Genomic DNA, 16,052 nt, shown 5'->3' on the forward strand with positions numbered 1-16,052 from the left:
CGCGCTCCCATGTCCCTCGTACCGCTGCGCCGCCTGCTGCCCGACGGCTTCACCCTCGCCCTGCTCGCAGCCGTCGCGCTGGCCACGGTGCTGCCGTGCCGTGGCGAGGCGACCGTGTGGCTGGACCACGTTACCGACGCGGCGATCATGCTGCTGTTCTTCCTGCACGGGGCAAAGCTCTCGCGCACGGCGATCGTGGGCGGCGTGACGCACTGGCGGCTGCACCTGGCGGTGTTCGCCAGCACGTTCGTGCTGTTCCCGCTGCTGGGCTTCCTGCTGGCACCGCTCTCGCGCGCGCTGCTGACGCCGCCGCTGGCACTGGGCATGCTGTTCGTCTGCACGCTGCCGTCGACGGTGCAATCCTCGATCGCGTTCACTTCGATCGCCGGCGGCAACGTGTCCGCCGCGGTGGTGAGCGCGTCGCTGTCGAGCCTGATCGGGATCGTGCTGACGCCGCTGCTGGTCGAGCTGCTGCTGGCCACGCACGGCGGCCACGCGCCCGGCGTCGAGGGCGTGTGGCAGATCGTCGGGCTGTTGCTGCTGCCGTTCGCCGTCGGGCACCTGCTGCGACCCTGGATCGGACGCTGGGTCGATCGCCATCGGCCGCTGCTGGGTTTCACCGACCGCGGCACCATCCTGCTGGTGGTCTATGCCGCGTTCGGCGAGGCGGTGGTCGAAGGCTTGTGGCGCGCCACCGCGCCGCTGGCCCTGCTGGCTACCCTCGGCGTGAGCGCACTGCTGCTGGCGCTGGCGCTGCTGTGCACCAGCACGGCCGGCCGGCTGTTCGGCTTCGCCCGCGCCGACCGCATAACGCTGGTGTTCTGCGGGTCGAAGAAGAGCCTCGCCAGCGGCGTGCCGATGGCCAAAATCCTGTTCGCCTCGCAAGCCGGCGGGCTGGGCGCGCTGCTGTTGCCGTTGATGATCTTCCACCAGCTGCAACTGATGGTGTGCGCGGTGCTGGCGCGGCGCTACGCCGCGCAGGCCCCGTCCGGGGGCAGCGCCGAATCGAGTGCGGACTGACCCCTTCCGGAGGCCTCAGAGCCAGCGACCGTAGCGCCGGATGTAGAGCAGCTTCACCCCCTGGGTGAGTGCCGCGTAGCAGAGCAGCGTCAGTGCCAGCCAGCCGAAGTAGGCCGGCGGCAACGCGGTCATGCCCAGCTTGAGGCCCAGCGGACTGTAGGGAAGGAACACGCCGATCGCACCGATCGCCAGGCTCAGCGCCAGCACCGGCGCCGCCGCGATGCTCTGCACGAAAGGAATCCGCCGGGTGCGGATCATGTGCACGATCAGCGTCTGCGACAGCAGCCCCTCGACGAACCAGCCGGACTGGAACAGCGCCTGGTGCGCCGGGCCATTGGCGCCGAACACATGCCACAGCAGCCAGAAGGTCGTGAGGTCGAAGACCGAACTGGCCGGTCCCACCCAGGCCATGAAGCGGCCGATGTCGCTGGCGTCCCATTGCCGGGGCGACTTCAGGTACTCCTCGTCCATGCGGTCGAACGGAATCGCCAGTTGCGAGATGTCGTAGAGCAGGTTCTGCACCAGCAACTGCAGCGGAAGCATCGGCAGGAACGGCAGGAAGGCGCTCGCCACCAGCACGCTGAACACGTTGCCGAAGTTCGAGCTGGCGGTCATCTTGATGTACTTCATCACGTTGCCGAAGGTGACCCGGCCCTCGATCACGCCCTCCTCCAGCACCATCAGGTTCTTTTCCAGGAGGATGATGTCGGCCGACTCCTTGGCGATGTCGGTGGCACTGTCGACCGAGATGCCCACGTCCGCCTCGCGCAGCGCGGGTGCATCGTTGATGCCGTCGCCGAGGAAACCGACGGTGTGGCCCTGGCGCTGCAACGAGCTGACCACGCGCGCCTTCTGCAGCGGCGACATCTTGGCGAACACGGTGGTGCGCGCGACCAGCGCGTCTAGCGCGGGCTCGTCGAGCGGCTCGATGTCGCGGCCCTGCGCGGAATGGGTGACCTCCAGCCCGACCTCGCGGCAGATCTTGCGCGTGACCGCTTCGTTGTCGCCGGTGATCACCTTCACCGCCACGCCGTGGTCGCGCAGCGCCGCGATCGCGGTGGCGGCCGAGTCCTTGGGCGGATCGAGGAAGGCCAGGCAGCCGATCGCGGTCAGGCCCGCTTCGTCGGCCAGTCCATAGGCGCGCCCGCTCGGACTCTGCTGTTTGATCGCGACCACCAGCACGCGCAGGCCGTCCTCGTTGAGGCGGCGGGTCATGGCGCGGATCTCCGCGCGGCGCGCATCGTCCAGCGTGGTGTCGATGCCTTCCAGCCGGGCGGCGGTGCAGATCGAGAGCATCTCCTCCACCGCGCCCTTGCACACCAGCAGGTGCTGGCCGTCGCCACCGGCGAGCACCACCGACATGCGCCGGCGCTGGAAGTCGAACGGAATCTCGTCGACCAGCCGGAAGCGCGCGGCCATCGGATCGAGGTCGCGGTGCGCCAACACCGCCTTGTCCATCAGGTTCTTCAGGCCGGTCTGGAAGCGGCTGTTGAGGTAGCCGAATTCGAGGGCCTCGTCGGAAGCCTCGCCGTCGAGATCCAGGTGGCGCTCGAGCACAATCCGGTCGAGCGTCAGCGTGCCGGTCTTGTCGGTGCACAGCACGTCCATCGCGCCGAAGTTCTGGATGGCGTTGAGGCGCTTGACCACCACCTTGCGGCGGGACATCGCCATTGCACCCTTGCCCAGGTTCGCGGTGACGATCAGCGGCAGCATCTCGGGCGTCAGGCCGACCGCCACCGACAGTGCGAACAGGAAAGCCTGCAGCCAGTCGTGCTTGTCCAGACCGTTGATGGCGAACACCACCGGCACCATCACCGCCATGAAGCGGATCAGCAGCCAGCTGACCGAGCGCACGCCGCGGTCGAAGCTGGTCTGCACGCGCTGGCCGGACAGGGTGTGCGCCAGCGAGCCCAGGTAGCTGCGCGAACCGGTCGCCACCACCACGGCAGTCGCGGTGCCGCTGACCACGTTGGTACCCATGTAGCAGACGCTGGGCAGGTCCAGCGCAGAGCCGGAGTGGGCATCGGCCAGGTCGTGCGCCATCGGTGCCGCCTTCTCCACCGGCAGCGATTCGCCGGTCAGGATCGCCTGGCTGATGAACAGGTCCTTGGCCGAGAGCAGCCGCAGGTCCGCCGGCACCATGTCGCCCGCGGCGAGGTGCACGACGTCGCCGGCGACCAGCTCGCCGACCGGCACCTCGATACGCTCGCTGTGGCCGTCGGCCGCGCGCCGCGTGACGCTGGCGGTGTTGCGCACCATCGCCTTGAGCTGCTCGGCGGCGCGCGAGGAACGGTATTCCTGGGTAAAGCTGAGCAGCACGCTGATGCCCACCATCACGGCGATGATGAGCGGCCCGGTGACATCCTCGTGGTCCGTCGCCAGCTGCACGATCGCCAGCAGCACCAGCACCGCGATGAACGGGTTGCGACAGGCGCGCAGCAGCTGGCCCGTCCAGTGCGGCGGTTTCTCGTGCGAGGCCTCGTTGGCGCCGTCGCGGTGCAGGCGTGCGGCGATCCGTTCGGCATCCAGGCCGCCGGTGCCGGTGTCGAGGCGGGCCAGCAGTTCGTCGTTGCGCAGACGCGCGTAGTCGGCCGCCACCACGTGCGGCGGCGCCGCGTTCCTGCCGGTCGCCCGGGCCGCGGTGGTCAGGAGGGTCTGCCTGGTCATCTGTGCGCTTCCGTCTGTCGCTTCATCGGCCGGCGCGCGCATTCGATCGGGCGCGCCGGCTATCGCAGGACCGGCCGATTGGGCGACCGGATCGGACCTGCTGCTGGCGGAGGCCAGCCCTTGCACGGCGGGCGCGGGCTCACCCGTTAACCACGCACGGCAGCGGCGCGGGCTGGGCGACGACGACCGGGCGGAGCTGCCCGGCCGCGCCGGTATCGCCCAGGGACGCCGGAACGGTGACGTTGTAGACCGGCCGCACCGTGCGACGACGGCCGATGGCAAGCCGGCGCCACAGACGCAGCAGCGATGATTCGCGAAGGAGGTTCATGCCCATCTCCTCTAAAGGTGCCAGCGGCACCTGGTGGAGTGGGCCGGGCGTTTCCTAGTCGAGGAAAGCGCCGGCCGACCGCAGGCGGTCGCCGCAGGCGTTCAGCTTGTGATGCGACGCCGGCACCCGATGCAGGCGGATGTCGACGTTGCGACTAGGATAGACGTCCATATGCCTTTGGAAGGTCTTGGGGAATGCCGCGGCGCTGCGCGCCGGAGGGCGCGCGCATTCTGGTGTCCGCATGCGTGCCTGTCAAGCACGCCGCAGGCTCACGCCGTGCGCTGAAGCACGACGCTGGCATCCTGCATCGGTCCGACCAGCCAATGGTCCGCGAGCAGGAAGGCGAACAGCGCCATCAGGTACACGATCGAGTACTTGAACACGCGCATGGCGAAGAACTCGTCCGGCGGGTTGAGCAGCCGGATCGCGTAGTACAGGAAGCCCGCGCCGAGCACCACTGCGCCACCCAGGTAAACCCCGCCACTGAAGCCGGTCAGCGTGGGCAGCAGGGTTACCAGCACCAGCAGCACGGTATAGAACAGCACGTGCCAGCGCGTATAGGCCACGCCGTGGGTCACCGGCAGCATCGGGATCTGCGCACGCGCATAGTCCTGGCGACGGAAGATCGCCAGCGCCCAGAAGTGCGGCGGCGTCCACACGAAGATGATCAGGCACAACTGCAGCGCGAAGGCGTGCAGCTGCCCGGTCACCGCCGTCCAGCCCAGCACGGGCGGGATCGCGCCGGCCAGGCCGCCGATCACGATGTTCTGCGGCGTGGCGCGCTTGAGGTAGGCGGTGTAGACCAGCGCGTAGCCGATCAGTCCGCCGAAGGTCAGCCACGCGGTCAGCGGATTGACCAGCAACGCGAGCACCAGCATGGAGGCGATGCCGAGCGCGATGGCGAACAGCAGCACCTGGCGCGGCTTGAGGGCGCCGGTGGCCAGCGGTCGCCGCTGGGTGCGTGCCATCAGCTTGTCGATGCGCTCGTCGATCAGGTGGTTGAAGGCCGCGGCCGAGCCTGACGCCATCCAGATGCCCAGCGTGCCGAACACCAGCGCTCGCCACGGCGGAATGCCCGGTACGGCCAGGAACATGCCGATCACGGCGCAGAACACCAGCAGCGCGACCACGCGCGGCTTGGTCAGCTGCAGGTATTCGCGCAGGTGAGCGCTCATCGTCGGGACTCCAGGGACTGCATCGCAACATCATCCGGACATGGCTGCGTGCGCGCCAGTGTCGCCAGCAGGGTGAACAGCAGCAGCGCCGCCACCCCGTTGTGCGCGGTGGCCACCGGCAGCGGCAGGCCGAAGTGCACGTTGCTGATGCCCAGCAGCACCTGTGCCACGAGCACCACGGCGATCGCCGCGCCGGCCAGGCGCAGGCCTCGCCGGGCTACCCGGTGGGCCAGCCACGTCAGGTAGACGAACACCACCAGTGCGCCGAAGCGATGCGCGATCTGGATCGCGCTGCGCGCGGCCATGTCCAGCACGCCACCCTCGTAGTTCACGCCGATGCCGCGCCACAGCACGAAGCCTTCCTTGAAGTCGGTCGGTGGCATCCACTGGCCCAGGCACCTGGGGAACGCACCAGGCCCGGTGCCGCAGGCAAGCGCGGCGTAATTGGAAGAGGTCCAGCCGCCCAGCGCGATCTGGCAGGCCAGCAACACGATGCCGAGCATGATCCAGCGCCGCAGCGACGCATGGCGCTCGTCGAGGGCGCCGACGCCGGCGAAACGCAACGCCGCATAGGCCAGCAGCGCGAACGTGGTAACGCCGCCGAGCAGGTGGCCCATCACCACGATCGGCTTGAGCAGCAAGGTCACCGTCCACATGCCGAGCATGGCCTGGAAGATGATCACGGCCAGCGCAAGCACGGCAATGCGCCACGCGCCGGGACTGCGCAGCCGGACCGCCACGGCCAGCGGAAGCGCGATCGCCGCCACCGCCAGCAGCGACGACCAGGCATGCTCGCCGCGCATGTAAAGAGTCACGCCGGCGGCGGCGAAGACCGCGCCCAGGATCACCGCCACGCGCGCCCAGCGCGGGCGCCAGGCCGCCAGCAGGGCCAGCACCAGCACCAGCACGCCGAGCGTACCGGCAAGGAAACGGTGGACCTGCTCGCGCCAGGCCTTGGTCGCCTCGTAGGGGCGATCCGGGAAGGCCGCGTCGGCACGCGCCACCGCCTGCTCGTGCTGCGGCCAGGTTACCTGGCCGTAGCAGGTGGGCCAGTCCGGGCAGGACAGGCCGGCATTGGACAGCCGCACGAACGCGCCGAACATCACTACGCCGAAGGCGAACACCGCCGCGCACAGCGCCAGCCAGCGCATGATGCGCTGTGCGCTGGCCGATGCCGTTCCGTTCGCGGCCCGCACGTGGCCGCCACCGTCACCGTTCATTTGATCACCTTGTGCATGTCACGCAGCAGCCCTGTGCCGTCGAATCCCGCCGGGTAGTACGCCAGGGCCGTGCCGTTGGACTCGACCAGCAGCGCGCTGACGCTGTCGGACGCCTGCGGGCGGAACGCGTCGAGCCTGGCGTCGCCATCCCGGCCCAGCGTCCAGAACGACTTCATCGCCTCCAGCCGGGCCGGATCGGCCGGCGGTTCGCCCACGTACAGGAGGCGCAGGCGCTTCTGGTTGCGGTTGAGCGTGACCCAGGCCTTGGCCATGCCGGTCAGCGTCTCGAAGCAGCGCGCGGCGCACTCGGGACCGGCCAAGGCAACGAGCGTCATGCGCGGCTCTTCGGGATCGCGCCAGGCGTAATCGCCGCCGTCGGCGAGGACCACGCGCAGGTGCTCGTCCACGAAATTGCGCTGAGGCTGGATCGGCTGGCCGTAGCCCTTGCCGCCCGGCTGCCAGCCGGTGAAGGTCAGCACGCCGGCGGCGATGATCGGCAGCGCGAACACCGCCATGATCGCCAGCAGCTTGAGGCGGCTGGCCTTGAGGGAAGGAGGATGGGGCATCGTCATCGGTTGTCCGTGCGTCGGGGGCGGCGCTTGCGGTGCAGGACCAGGAAGATCCCCACGACCGCGACCGCAAAGCTGAACCACTGGAAGGCATAGGCTCGATGGCGCGCCGGCGGCATCGAGGAGAAATCGAAGGCATGCTCGCGCTGGTAGGCGACCGACGGTTCGGCGTCGAGCGCCAGGATGCGCGGGTACAGCGGGCGACCCAGGTCCCTGGCCACCTGTGGGAGGTCCAGGTAGATGGTCGTCTTGGGCCAGCGCGCCTGCGCGGCCAGCGCATCGCCGCCCAGTTCCAGGCCCACGCCCGGCGGCGGCAGGTAGAGCCCGTGCAGGTTGACCTCCCCCGTCGGCAGCGGCGGCAGCCGGGGCGCCGGCTCGCGGCCGGACCCCGGCAGGAAGCCCAGGTCCACCAGCAGCAGGCGCGATTCGCCCGGCAGCGCCAAGGGCACGTAGACCTCGACTCCGCCGCGTGCGTCGTGATGGGGATTGTCGAGCAGGTAGACGCGGTCGGCCACCCAGCGGCCGTGCACGGCCACCCGCGGGAACGCGTCGGCCGGCGGCGCCAGCGCCACCGGCGCGAAGGGCGCTGGCGCCGCGGCGGCCGCGGCGGCGTAACGCCGCACCAGGCTTTCCTTGTAGGCGGCGCGGTCCAGCTGCCACATGCCCAGGCGCACGAACAGCGCCGCTACGGCCACGGTCAGCAGCACGCTCCACCATGCCGGCCTGCGCCAACGTGTCACGCGGAGGCCTTGTCGGCGGTGGCTATACTGCCGGCTGGGAAGTCGTTCGGACCGCTCACGTGGAAACCATCTACAAAATCGCGCTGGTGATCATGTTCCTGATCGTGGTGTTCAACCTCGGCCAGGCGCTGTACTACATGATGACCGACAAGGACGGCAGCAAGCGCACCGCCTGGGCGCTCACCCGGCGCATCGGCCTGTCGATCGTGCTGATCGCCATGATCATGCTGGGCATCTGGATGGGCTGGCTGCAACCCCACGGCGTCGGCCGCTGATTGTAGCGGTCCCGGGCGGGCGAAGCCCGCCGGCGCGACATTTGGCGCCGGCCTCACCGGTCTGGAAGTCCCCTCGTGGGCGATGCTCCTCTCCCGGTCGCCAGGACGCACCGCGCAGGCGCGGCCACACTCGCAAAGAAAAAAGCCCGCCGGTCGGCGGGCTTTTTCTTGCATGGCTTTCGTCTCAGAGGATGTAGACGAACATGAACAGGCCCAGCCACACCACGTCGACGAAGTGCCAGTACCACGCCACCGCCTCGAAACCGAAGTGGTGGTCGGGACTGAAGTGGCCCCTGAGCACGCGCAGCCAGATGATCGCCAGCATGATCGTGCCCAGCGTCACGTGCAGGCCGTGGAAGCCGGTCAGCATGAAGAAGGTCGAGCCGTACACGCCGGTGTGCAGCGTGAGGTTGAGCTCCTTGTAGGCCTCGATGTACTCGTGCGCCTGGGCATACACGAAGGTCGCGCCCAGCAGCACGGTCAGGCCCAGGAACACCAGGACCTTGCCGCGATGGCCGGCCTTCAGCGCGTGGTGCGCGATGGTCACTGTGACGCTGGAGGTAAGCAGGATCAGGGTGTTGAGCAGCGGCAGGCCCCACGGCGCCACCGTCTCGAAGTCTCCGCCGATGTTGCCCGGCCCATTGCCGCCGCCGGCGCCCCAGGCGGCCGCGTAATCGTTCCACAGGAACTGGTGGGTCAGCACGCCATGGCCCTCGCCACCGAGCCACGGCACCGAGAACATGCGGGTGTAGAACAGCGCGCCGAAGAACGCGGCGAAGAACATCACCTCGGAGAAGATGAACCACATCATGCCCATGCGGAACGAGCGGTCAACCTGGGCGTCGTACTTGCCCGACAGTGACTCGTGGATCACCGAGCGGAACCAGCCGAAGAACATCAGCAGGACGCCGATGAAGCCGATCGAGATGACCGTCTTGCCGAAGCCCGCTTCACCCGGCGGCGCATTCAGCCAGTGCGCGGCACCGAACACGGTGAGGAACATGACCACCGCGGCCACGATCGGCCACTGGCTCTTGGCCGGTACGAAATACGCTTGCTGCTGACCCATGAGTGTTCCCCGTGGATATCTCTTTGTTTGCTTCCATCCCCGCCATAACGCGCGGGGAACTGCTTGCCGGGCCGCCGGGGCGGACCCGAGGAATACCTGCGCTAGCCGATCCTCACCATACTGAGGATCGATAGCAGGAACAGCACCACCGCGATCGTGCCGGTGATCCAGAGGGTGCGCCGTACGCCCTTCCGGCGCGCCAACTCCCCGTCCTTCGCCTGTCCGTTCATCAGACTGCGCCGATCCGGCGCACCGGCCAGGGCCGGCGCGCCCGTTGCATCAGTCATCCACGTGGCCGTGGGCCAGTTCGTCATCGTGGATCACCGGCGGCAGCGCAAAGGTGTGGTGCGGGGCCGGCGAGGGAACGGTCCACTCCAGACCACGCGCGCCTTCCCATACGCGGTCGGCGGCCTTCTTCCTGGAGAAGAACGCGCAGTGCACGACCACGCCCAGGAAGATCAGCTGCGAGGCGCCGAACAGGAAGCCGCCGATCGAGCTGATCATGTTGAAGTCGGCGAAGGCCACGTTGTAGTCGGGGATGCGGCGCGGCATGCCGGCCAGGCCGAGGAAGTGCTGCGGGAAGAACAGCACGTTGACGAACACCACCGAGCACCAGAAGTGCACCTTGCCCCAGAATTCGCTGTACATGTTGCCCGTCCACTTGGGCAGCCAGTAGTACGTGGCGGCCATGATCGCGAAGGCCGCGCCCGTCACCAGGACGTAGTGGAAGTGCGCCACCACGAAGTAGGTGTCGTGGTACTGGAAGTCGGCCGGGACCAGCGCCAGCATCAGGCCGGAAAAACCGCCGATGGTGAACAGGATGATGAACGCGATGGCGAACAGCATCGGCGTCTCGAAGGTCAGCGAACCGCCCCACATCGTGCTCACCCAGTTGAACACCTTGATGCCGGTCGGCACCGAGATGAGCATGGTGGCGTACATGAAGAAGATCTCGGCGCCCAGCGGCAGGCCGACCGCGAACATGTGGTGCGCCCACACGATGAACGACAGGAAGGCGATCGCCGCGATCGCGAACACCATCGCCTTGTAGCCGAAGATCGGCTTGCGCGAGAAGGTCGGCACGATCTCCGAGATGATCCCGAACGCCGGCAGGATCATGATGTACACCTCGGGATGCCCGAAGAACCAGAACACGTGCTGGTACAGCACCGGGTCGCCGCCGCCGGCGGCATTGAAGAAGCTGGTGCCGAAGTACTTGTCGGTCAGCAGCATGGTCACCGCACCGGCGAGCACCGGCATCACGGCGATCAGCAGGAACGCGGTGATCAGCCAGCTCCACACGAACACCGGCATCTTCAGCAGGTCCATGCCCGGTGCGCGCATGTTGAGAATGGTCGCGATGATGTTGATCGCGCCCATGATCGAGCTGATGCCCATCAGGTGGATCGCGAACACCACGTAGGCCACCGAGTCGCTCTGCAGCGACAGCGGCGGGTACATGGTCCAGCCGCCGGCCGGACCACCGCCCTGCATGAACAGGGTCGACAGCATCAGCGCGAAGGCGAACGGCAGGATCCAGAACGAGAGGTTGTTCATGCGCGGCAGCGCCATGTCCGGCGCGCCGACCATCAGCGGGATCATCCAGTTACCCAGGCCCACGAAGGCCGGCATGATCGCGCCGAAGATCATCACCAGCGCATGCATGGTGGTCATCTCGTTGAAGAAGTACGGCTGCACCAGCTGCATGCCCGGCTTGAACAGCTCCGCACGGATCACCATCGCGAAGCTGCCGCCGACGAAGAACATCAGCAGCGAGAAGACCAGGTACAGGGTGCCGATGTCCTTGTGGTTCGTGGACATGAACCAGCGGGTGAAGAAGTTCGACGGCGCGCCGTGGTGCTCGTCGTGGTGATCGTGGGTGGCTGCGTGGGCCATGGCCTTGCACCTCTACCTAATGCGGATACTTGAAAGCGGATGGGCTGGAGAAGGACTTCAGCCCTGCTTGCCCGGCGTCTTGGCTGTCGGGGCGGCCGTGATGGATGCGGAGGCCGCGGCGGCGGTCGACGCCGGCGCGGGCGCAGCCGGCGTCGCGGGCGTGGCCGGCGGCGCCTTGCCGGCGGCCTCCTGCTGCGCCAGCCACTGGGCGAACTCGGCCTTGGAAACCGCCTTCACCACGATCGGCATGAAGCCATGATCCTGGCCGCACAGCTCGGCGCACTGGCCGCGGTAGGTACCCGGCACCTTGATGTTGGTCCAGGCGGCGTTGACGATGCCCGGAATGGCGTCGATCTTCCAGCCCAGCGCCGGCACCCACCAGGAATGGATCACGTCGCCGGCGGTGATCACGAAGCGGATCTTGGTGTCGACCGGCACCACCAGCGGCTTGTCGACGTTGAGCAGATAGGTGTTCTCGTCACCGATCTTGACCGACTTCGGGTCCAGGCCCGAGTCGAGCTGGCGGGTCTCGTTGCTCTGGTCGTCGAGCTTGGACATGAAGCCCACGCCGCCGATCGACTTGCCCTGGTAGTCGACATAGTCGTAGCGCCACTTCCACTGGTAGCCGGTGACCTTGACGGTCATCTGCGAGCCGGTGGTGTCGGCGAAGGAAACCAGGCCGCCGGTGGACATCCAGGCCAGCACGATCAGGATGATCACCGGGATGGTGGTCCACACCACTTCGAGCATGGTGTTGTGCGACCACTTCTCGGCCACCGCCCCGCGCGATTTGCGGAAGCGGAACATCGCGATGAACATCGCGCCGAAGACGAGCACGCCGATGACGGTGCACACGCCGAGCGCGACGTTGTTGAGGAAGTAGGGCTCGGGCGACCACTCGGTGACGCCTCGCGTCATGTTGAGCTGGCCCGGCTGGGGGTTGGCCCAGACTGCGCCGCTGAACAGCGCACAGGCCGCTGCCGCCCATGCCTTGATCCTGATGCCGCCAGATGTCATGTCTTGCACCTTTGTTGACCCTACCCGCGCCGCTGGCCTTGCACCCCTGCCAGCAGCACCTTGAGTTTCCTCGACAGCTCCAGGCGTTCCTCCTCGGCGAGGAACGCCCCGATTTCCAGCTCGCGTCCGTGCGACCCCAGCAGCAGACGACGGTGCCCGTTGCCGGGGACCAGCCGCACGCGCACCCAGTAGGACTGGAAGCACGCCCGTCGCCGCCCGGGCAGCGAGCGCACCTCCAGCGACTCCTCGTCGAGGCGGATGCGTTCGCTGCGCTCGCCCGCGCGCCAGGCCTGCCGCAAGGCAAGGGCCATCGCGCAGGACTCGATCAGGGCGAACAGCGGAGCAAACACGTTCCCCTGCCACGCCCCCAGTCCGGCCGTCGTCAGCGCCAGGGCCGCCAGTACCATGATCAAGCGACGCAGTCCGCGTCGGCTGAGTGCGCGATTGGGCCGGAGCCACATCGTCACGCACGGCAGGCCGGCGCCAGCTGGTCGAAGCACGATCATGAGAATCCGGCGTGCCTGGAACCGGGGAATGATAGGCCGCTGAATCACCGCGAGGCAAGAATGTCGCACCCCCGTGACCTGGATCAGGGAGCGGGAAACGGAAACCGGAGCAGGAAATGCGCGGGTGGGTGCATGCCTGCGCGGCCGGCGAACCGACCCGCCCGCGCCGCGCGCCGGGCCGCGGCATGGCCGATGCGCACGCGCACGGATGCGTCCGCCTGCGCGCGGGGCGTACAATCGCGAGCTTCGCCGCCGCCCCGGGCGGTTACCTGCCGCAGACCCCCCACGTGACGCAACCTATCCTGAGCCCCGAAATTCCCGCGGTCGCCGACCCTGCGCGCGCCCGCATCACCGCTGCCTGGCTGCGCGACGAGACCGAGGCGGTGCTCGACCTGCTCGACCAGGCCGACCTGCCGCCGGAGGAGCGCGAGGCGGTGGTCGACCGCGCGGCCGCGCTGGTCACGCGCGTGCGCGCGCGCGCCAGGGATCAGAGCCTGGTCGAGGCCTTCATGCGCCAGTACGACCTCTCCAGCGAGGAGGGCGTGTTGCTGATGTGCGTGGCCGAGGCGCTGCTGCGCATTCCAGACCAGAGCACCGCCGACAAGCTGATCCGCGACAAGCTCGGCGACGCCGACTGGCGCAGGCACCTGGGCCAGAGCGAATCGGCGCTGGTCAACGCCTCCACCTGGGGCCTGCTGCTGACCGGCCGCCTGGTGAACCTGGCCGACAGCACCCGCGAGGATTTCACCGGTTCGCTGCGCCGGCTGGTTGCGCGCCTGGGCGAGCCGGCGATCCGCGCCGCGGTACGCCAGGCGATGCGCCTGATGGGCCACCAGTTCGTCATGGGCCGCACCATCGACGAGGCGCTGGACCGCGCGAAGAAGAAGGAAAACGCGGCCTACCGCTATTCGTTCGACATGCTCGGCGAGGCGGCGCTGACGTCCGCCGACGCCGAGCGCTACCAGCAGGCCTACCGCGACGCCATCGCCGCGATCGGGCGCCGCGGCCCGTTCGCCAACCACACCGACGCGCCGTCGATCTCGGTCAAGCTTTCGGCACTCTACCCGCGCTACGAGCCGGGCCAGCGCGAACGTGCGCGCAAGGCGCTGGTCGCGCGGCTGCTGGAACTCTCGCAGCTGGCGATGAAGGCCGGTATTGCGTTGTCGGTCGACGCCGAGGAGGCCGACCGCCTGGAGCTCTCGCTGGACATCATCGGCGAGGTCTTCGCGCACCCGTCGCTGGAAGGCTGGAACGGGCTGGGCATCGTGGTGCAGGCCTACTCCAAGCGCACGCCGTTCGTGATCGACTGGCTGGTGGAGATGGCGCTCGCGCATCGCCGTCGCTGGTATGTGCGCCTGGTCAAGGGCGCCTACTGGGACGCCGAGATCAAGCGCGCGCAGGAGGGCGGCCTGTCCGGCTACCCGGTGTACACGCGCAAGCCGAGCACCGACGTCTCCTACATCGCCTGCGCCAAGCGGCTGTTCAATGCCGGCCCCACGCTGATCTACCCGCAGTTCGCCACGCACAACGCGCACACGATCGCCGCGGTACACCATCTGTCGCAGGGCCGGCCGTTCGAGTACCAGCGGCTGCACGGCATGGGGGCGGACCTGTATGGCGAAGTGATCGGGCCGAACGGCCTGGGCGCGCCCTGCCGCGTGTACGCGCCGGTCGGCACGCACGAGGACCTGCTGCCCTACCTGGTGCGCCGCCTGCTGGAGAACGGCGCCAATACCAGTTTCGTCAACCGCGTGGTGGACGAGGACGTGCCGGCGCGCGAACTGGTCGCCGACCCGTGCCTGACGGTGCGCTCGTTCCAGTCGATCCCGCACCCGCGCATCCCGCTGCCGGCCAACCTCTACGGTGAACTACGGAAGAATTCCATGGGCGTGAACTTTGCCAACGACAATGAATTGAGGGCGCTGGCCGACGAGGCCAACGCCCACCAGGGGCCGTGGACCGCAGGTCCCCTGGTGCCCGGCGCCACCAGCCAGGGTCCGACCATCGAGGTCACCGACCCGTCCGACCGCCGCCGCAAGCTCGGCACCTATGTTGCCGCCGACGAGGCGACGGTGCAGAAGGCGCTGGCCAACGCGCACGCCGCGCAGGACCGCTGGAGCAACTTCCCGGTGGCCAACCGCGCGGCCATGCTCGAGTACGCCGCCGAGCAGCTCGAGGCGCGGCGCGGCGAGTTCATCGCATTGTGCGTGCGCGAGGCCGGCAAGAGCCTGCCCGACGCGATCGCCGAGATCCGCGAGGCCGCCGACTTCCTGCGCTACTACGCCACCATGGCCAGGCGCCTGTTCGGCGAGCCGATCGCGTTGCCCGGCCCGACCGGCGAGAGCAACCAGCTGTTCCTGGAAGGCCGTGGCGTGTTCGTCGGCATCAGCCCGTGGAACTTCCCGCTGGCGATCTTCATCGGCCAGGTCAGCGCCGCGCTGGCCGCCGGCAACACGGTGATCGCCAAGCCGGCCGAGCAGACCAGCCTGATCGGCTACGTCGCCACCCAACTGCTGCACGACGCCGGCATCCCGAAGGACGTGCTGCAGTTCGTCCCGGGCGACGGCCCGACCGTCGGCGCCGCGCTGACCCGCGACCCGCGCGTGGCCGGCGTGGTGTTCACCGGTTCGACCGAGACCGCCTGGGCGATCAACCGCGCGTTGGCCGCGCGCAAGTCGCAGATCGCCATCCTGATCGCCGAGACCGGCGGCCAGAACGCGATGATCGCCGACTCCTCGGCGCTGCCCGAGCAGATCGTCAAGGACGTGATGGCCTCGGCCTTCCAGTCCGCCGGCCAGCGCTGCTCGGCCGCGCGCGTGCTGTACGTGCAGGAGGACATCGCCGACAAGGTGATCGCCATGCTCGCCGGCGCGATGTCCGAGCTCAAGGTCGGCGACCCGGCCCTGCTCTCCACCGACGTGGGGCCGGTGATCGACGAGGACGCCAGGGCGATCCTGGTCGCCCATGCCGAGCGCATGGACAAGGAGGCGAAGAAGATCGCCGAGGCGCCGATGGATCCGGCGGCGACCTCGCACGGCACCTTCTTCGCGCCGCGCGCGTACGAGATCCCGACGCTCTCGATCCTCGAGCGCGAGATCTTCGGCCCGGTGCTGCACGTGCTGCGCTGGAAGGCCAGCGAGCTGCCGCAGGTGATCGAGAAGATCAACGAGACCGGCTACGGCCTGACCCTGGGCGTGCACAGCCGCATCGACGCGACCATCGACTACATCGCCCGGCACACCCGCGTGGGCAACTGCTACGTCAACCGCAACCAGATCGGCGCGGTGGTCGGCGTGCAGCCGTTCGGTGGCGAAGGCCTGTCCGGCACCGGTCCCAAGGCCGGCGGCCCGCACTACCTGCTGCGCTTCGCCAGCGAGCGCACGCTCACCATCAACACCACCGCCGCCGGCGGCAATGCCTCGCTGCTGACCATCGGCGAGTAAGCCCGGACGGGCAAATGGCCGCCCAGCCGCCATTTGCCCGCGGCGCGCCGGGGCGTCGGCATCCCGCCGCACGAAACAGCTGCAGGCACGCGGATCGCAGGCAGGGCGGGCGGAGGGACCAGTGCGT

General features: G+C 68.5%; 14 protein-coding genes. 3 read left to right on the top strand and 11 right to left on the bottom strand.

Annotated elements, in window-relative coordinates; all coding sequences use genetic code 11:
- The first annotated feature begins 9 nt into the window (after positions 1-9).
- Positions 10-1,020: a bile acid:sodium symporter family protein gene (locus LQ771_RS13590; protein ID WP_231349932.1), complete on the top strand. Its 1,011-nt coding sequence runs from the start codon at positions 10-12 to the stop codon at positions 1,018-1,020.
- Between the two features lie 15 nt (positions 1,021-1,035).
- On the opposite strand, the gene mgtA is transcribed toward LQ771_RS13590, so the two are convergent.
- From mgtA to LQ771_RS13620, 6 genes are all read right to left on the bottom strand, one after another.
- Positions 1,036-3,687, bottom strand: a complete 2,652-nt coding sequence (gene mgtA / locus LQ771_RS13595; protein WP_231349933.1) for a magnesium-translocating P-type ATPase — start codon at positions 3,685-3,687, stop codon at positions 1,036-1,038.
- A 139-nt stretch (positions 3,688-3,826) separates the two neighbouring features.
- On the bottom strand, positions 3,827-4,015 hold the full coding sequence (locus LQ771_RS13600) for a hypothetical protein (protein WP_231349934.1): 189 nt from the start codon (positions 4,013-4,015) through the stop codon (positions 3,827-3,829).
- Positions 4,016-4,284: 269 nt separating this feature from the next.
- Complete coding sequence (gene cyoE / locus LQ771_RS13605) at positions 4,285-5,190, bottom strand: heme o synthase (RefSeq protein WP_231349935.1); 906 nt, start codon at positions 5,188-5,190, stop codon at positions 4,285-4,287.
- The gene (locus LQ771_RS13610) at positions 5,187-6,341 is read right to left on the bottom strand and encodes a COX15/CtaA family protein (RefSeq protein WP_231351920.1); all 1,155 of its coding nucleotides are present in this window, start codon (positions 6,339-6,341) and stop codon (positions 5,187-5,189) included. Before LQ771_RS13610 ends, cyoE begins: the two co-directional genes overlap by 4 nt.
- 65 nt (positions 6,342-6,406) lie before the next feature.
- Positions 6,407-6,982 carry a hypothetical protein gene (locus LQ771_RS13615; protein ID WP_231349936.1) on the bottom strand — a complete coding sequence of 192 codons (576 nt, stop codon included), beginning with the start codon at positions 6,980-6,982 and terminating at the stop codon, positions 6,407-6,409.
- A complete protein-coding gene (locus LQ771_RS13620) occupies positions 6,979-7,719 on the bottom strand; it encodes an SURF1 family protein (protein WP_231349937.1) in 741 nt (246 codons plus the stop codon). The genes LQ771_RS13615 and LQ771_RS13620 overlap by 4 nt, the downstream gene beginning before the upstream one ends.
- Positions 7,720-7,778: 59 nt before the next feature.
- Between LQ771_RS13620 and LQ771_RS13625 the strand changes: the two genes are divergently transcribed.
- Positions 7,779-7,994 (top strand): twin transmembrane helix small protein, encoded by a 216-nt coding sequence (locus LQ771_RS13625; protein WP_231349938.1) that lies wholly within the window; start codon positions 7,779-7,781, stop codon positions 7,992-7,994.
- Positions 7,995-8,178: 184 nt separating this feature from the next.
- Here the strand turns inward: LQ771_RS13625 and LQ771_RS13630 are convergent, their stop codons facing one another.
- The 5 genes from LQ771_RS13630 to LQ771_RS13650 all read right to left on the bottom strand — a co-directional run bounded on the left by LQ771_RS13630 (position 8,179) and on the right by LQ771_RS13650 (position 12,437).
- On the bottom strand, positions 8,179-9,063 hold the full coding sequence (locus LQ771_RS13630; RefSeq protein ID WP_231349939.1) for a cytochrome c oxidase subunit 3: 885 nt from the start codon (positions 9,061-9,063) through the stop codon (positions 8,179-8,181).
- Between the two features lie 101 nt (positions 9,064-9,164).
- Positions 9,165-9,350, bottom strand: coding sequence for a hypothetical protein (locus LQ771_RS13635; protein WP_231349940.1), 186 nt, complete (start codon positions 9,348-9,350; stop codon positions 9,165-9,167).
- Complete coding sequence (ctaD, locus tag LQ771_RS13640) at positions 9,343-10,959, bottom strand: cytochrome c oxidase subunit I (protein ID WP_231349941.1); 1,617 nt, start codon at positions 10,957-10,959, stop codon at positions 9,343-9,345. The genes LQ771_RS13635 and ctaD overlap by 8 nt, the downstream gene beginning before the upstream one ends.
- Before the next feature lie 57 nt (positions 10,960-11,016).
- Positions 11,017-11,976 (bottom strand): cytochrome c oxidase subunit II, encoded by a 960-nt coding sequence (gene coxB / locus LQ771_RS13645; protein ID WP_425491282.1) that lies wholly within the window; start codon positions 11,974-11,976, stop codon positions 11,017-11,019.
- A 20-nt stretch (positions 11,977-11,996) separates the two neighbouring features.
- Complete coding sequence (locus tag LQ771_RS13650; protein ID WP_231351922.1) at positions 11,997-12,437, bottom strand: DUF2244 domain-containing protein; 441 nt, start codon at positions 12,435-12,437, stop codon at positions 11,997-11,999.
- Positions 12,438-12,769: 332 nt separating this feature from the next.
- Here LQ771_RS13650 and putA point away from each other — a divergent pair, with 332 nt between their 5' ends.
- Positions 12,770-15,925, top strand: coding sequence for a bifunctional proline dehydrogenase/L-glutamate gamma-semialdehyde dehydrogenase PutA (putA, locus tag LQ771_RS13655; protein ID WP_231349942.1), 3,156 nt, complete (start codon positions 12,770-12,772; stop codon positions 15,923-15,925).
- Positions 15,926-16,052 lie beyond the last annotated feature (127 nt).

The sequence above is a fragment of the Frateuria soli genome, assembly GCF_021117385.1.
Taxonomy (GTDB): Bacteria; Pseudomonadota; Gammaproteobacteria; order Xanthomonadales; family Rhodanobacteraceae; genus Frateuria_A; species Frateuria_A soli.

Coding starts and splice junctions, on each gene's coding strand:
- LQ771_RS13590 (WP_231349932.1), top strand. CDS start 10: ATGTCCCTCGTACCGCTGCGCCGCCTGCTGCCCGACGGCTTCACCCTC.
- mgtA (WP_231349933.1), bottom strand. CDS start 3,687: ATGACCAGGCAGACCCTCCTGACCACCGCGGCCCGGGCGACCGGCAGG.
- LQ771_RS13600 (WP_231349934.1), bottom strand. CDS start 4,015: ATGAACCTCCTTCGCGAATCATCGCTGCTGCGTCTGTGGCGCCGGCTT.
- cyoE (WP_231349935.1), bottom strand. CDS start 5,190: ATGAGCGCTCACCTGCGCGAATACCTGCAGCTGACCAAGCCGCGCGTG.
- LQ771_RS13610 (WP_231351920.1), bottom strand. CDS start 6,341: ATGCGCTGGCTGGCGCTGTGCGCGGCGGTGTTCGCCTTCGGCGTAGTG.
- LQ771_RS13615 (WP_231349936.1), bottom strand. CDS start 6,982: ATGACGATGCCCCATCCTCCTTCCCTCAAGGCCAGCCGCCTCAAGCTG.
- LQ771_RS13630 (WP_231349939.1), bottom strand. CDS start 9,063: ATGGGTCAGCAGCAAGCGTATTTCGTACCGGCCAAGAGCCAGTGGCCG.
- LQ771_RS13635 (WP_231349940.1), bottom strand. CDS start 9,350: ATGACTGATGCAACGGGCGCGCCGGCCCTGGCCGGTGCGCCGGATCGG.
- ctaD (WP_231349941.1), bottom strand. CDS start 10,959: ATGGCCCACGCAGCCACCCACGATCACCACGACGAGCACCACGGCGCG.
- coxB (WP_425491282.1), bottom strand. CDS start 11,976: ATGACATCTGGCGGCATCAGGATCAAGGCATGGGCGGCAGCGGCCTGT.
- LQ771_RS13650 (WP_231351922.1), bottom strand. CDS start 12,437: ATGTGGCTCCGGCCCAATCGCGCACTCAGCCGACGCGGACTGCGTCGC.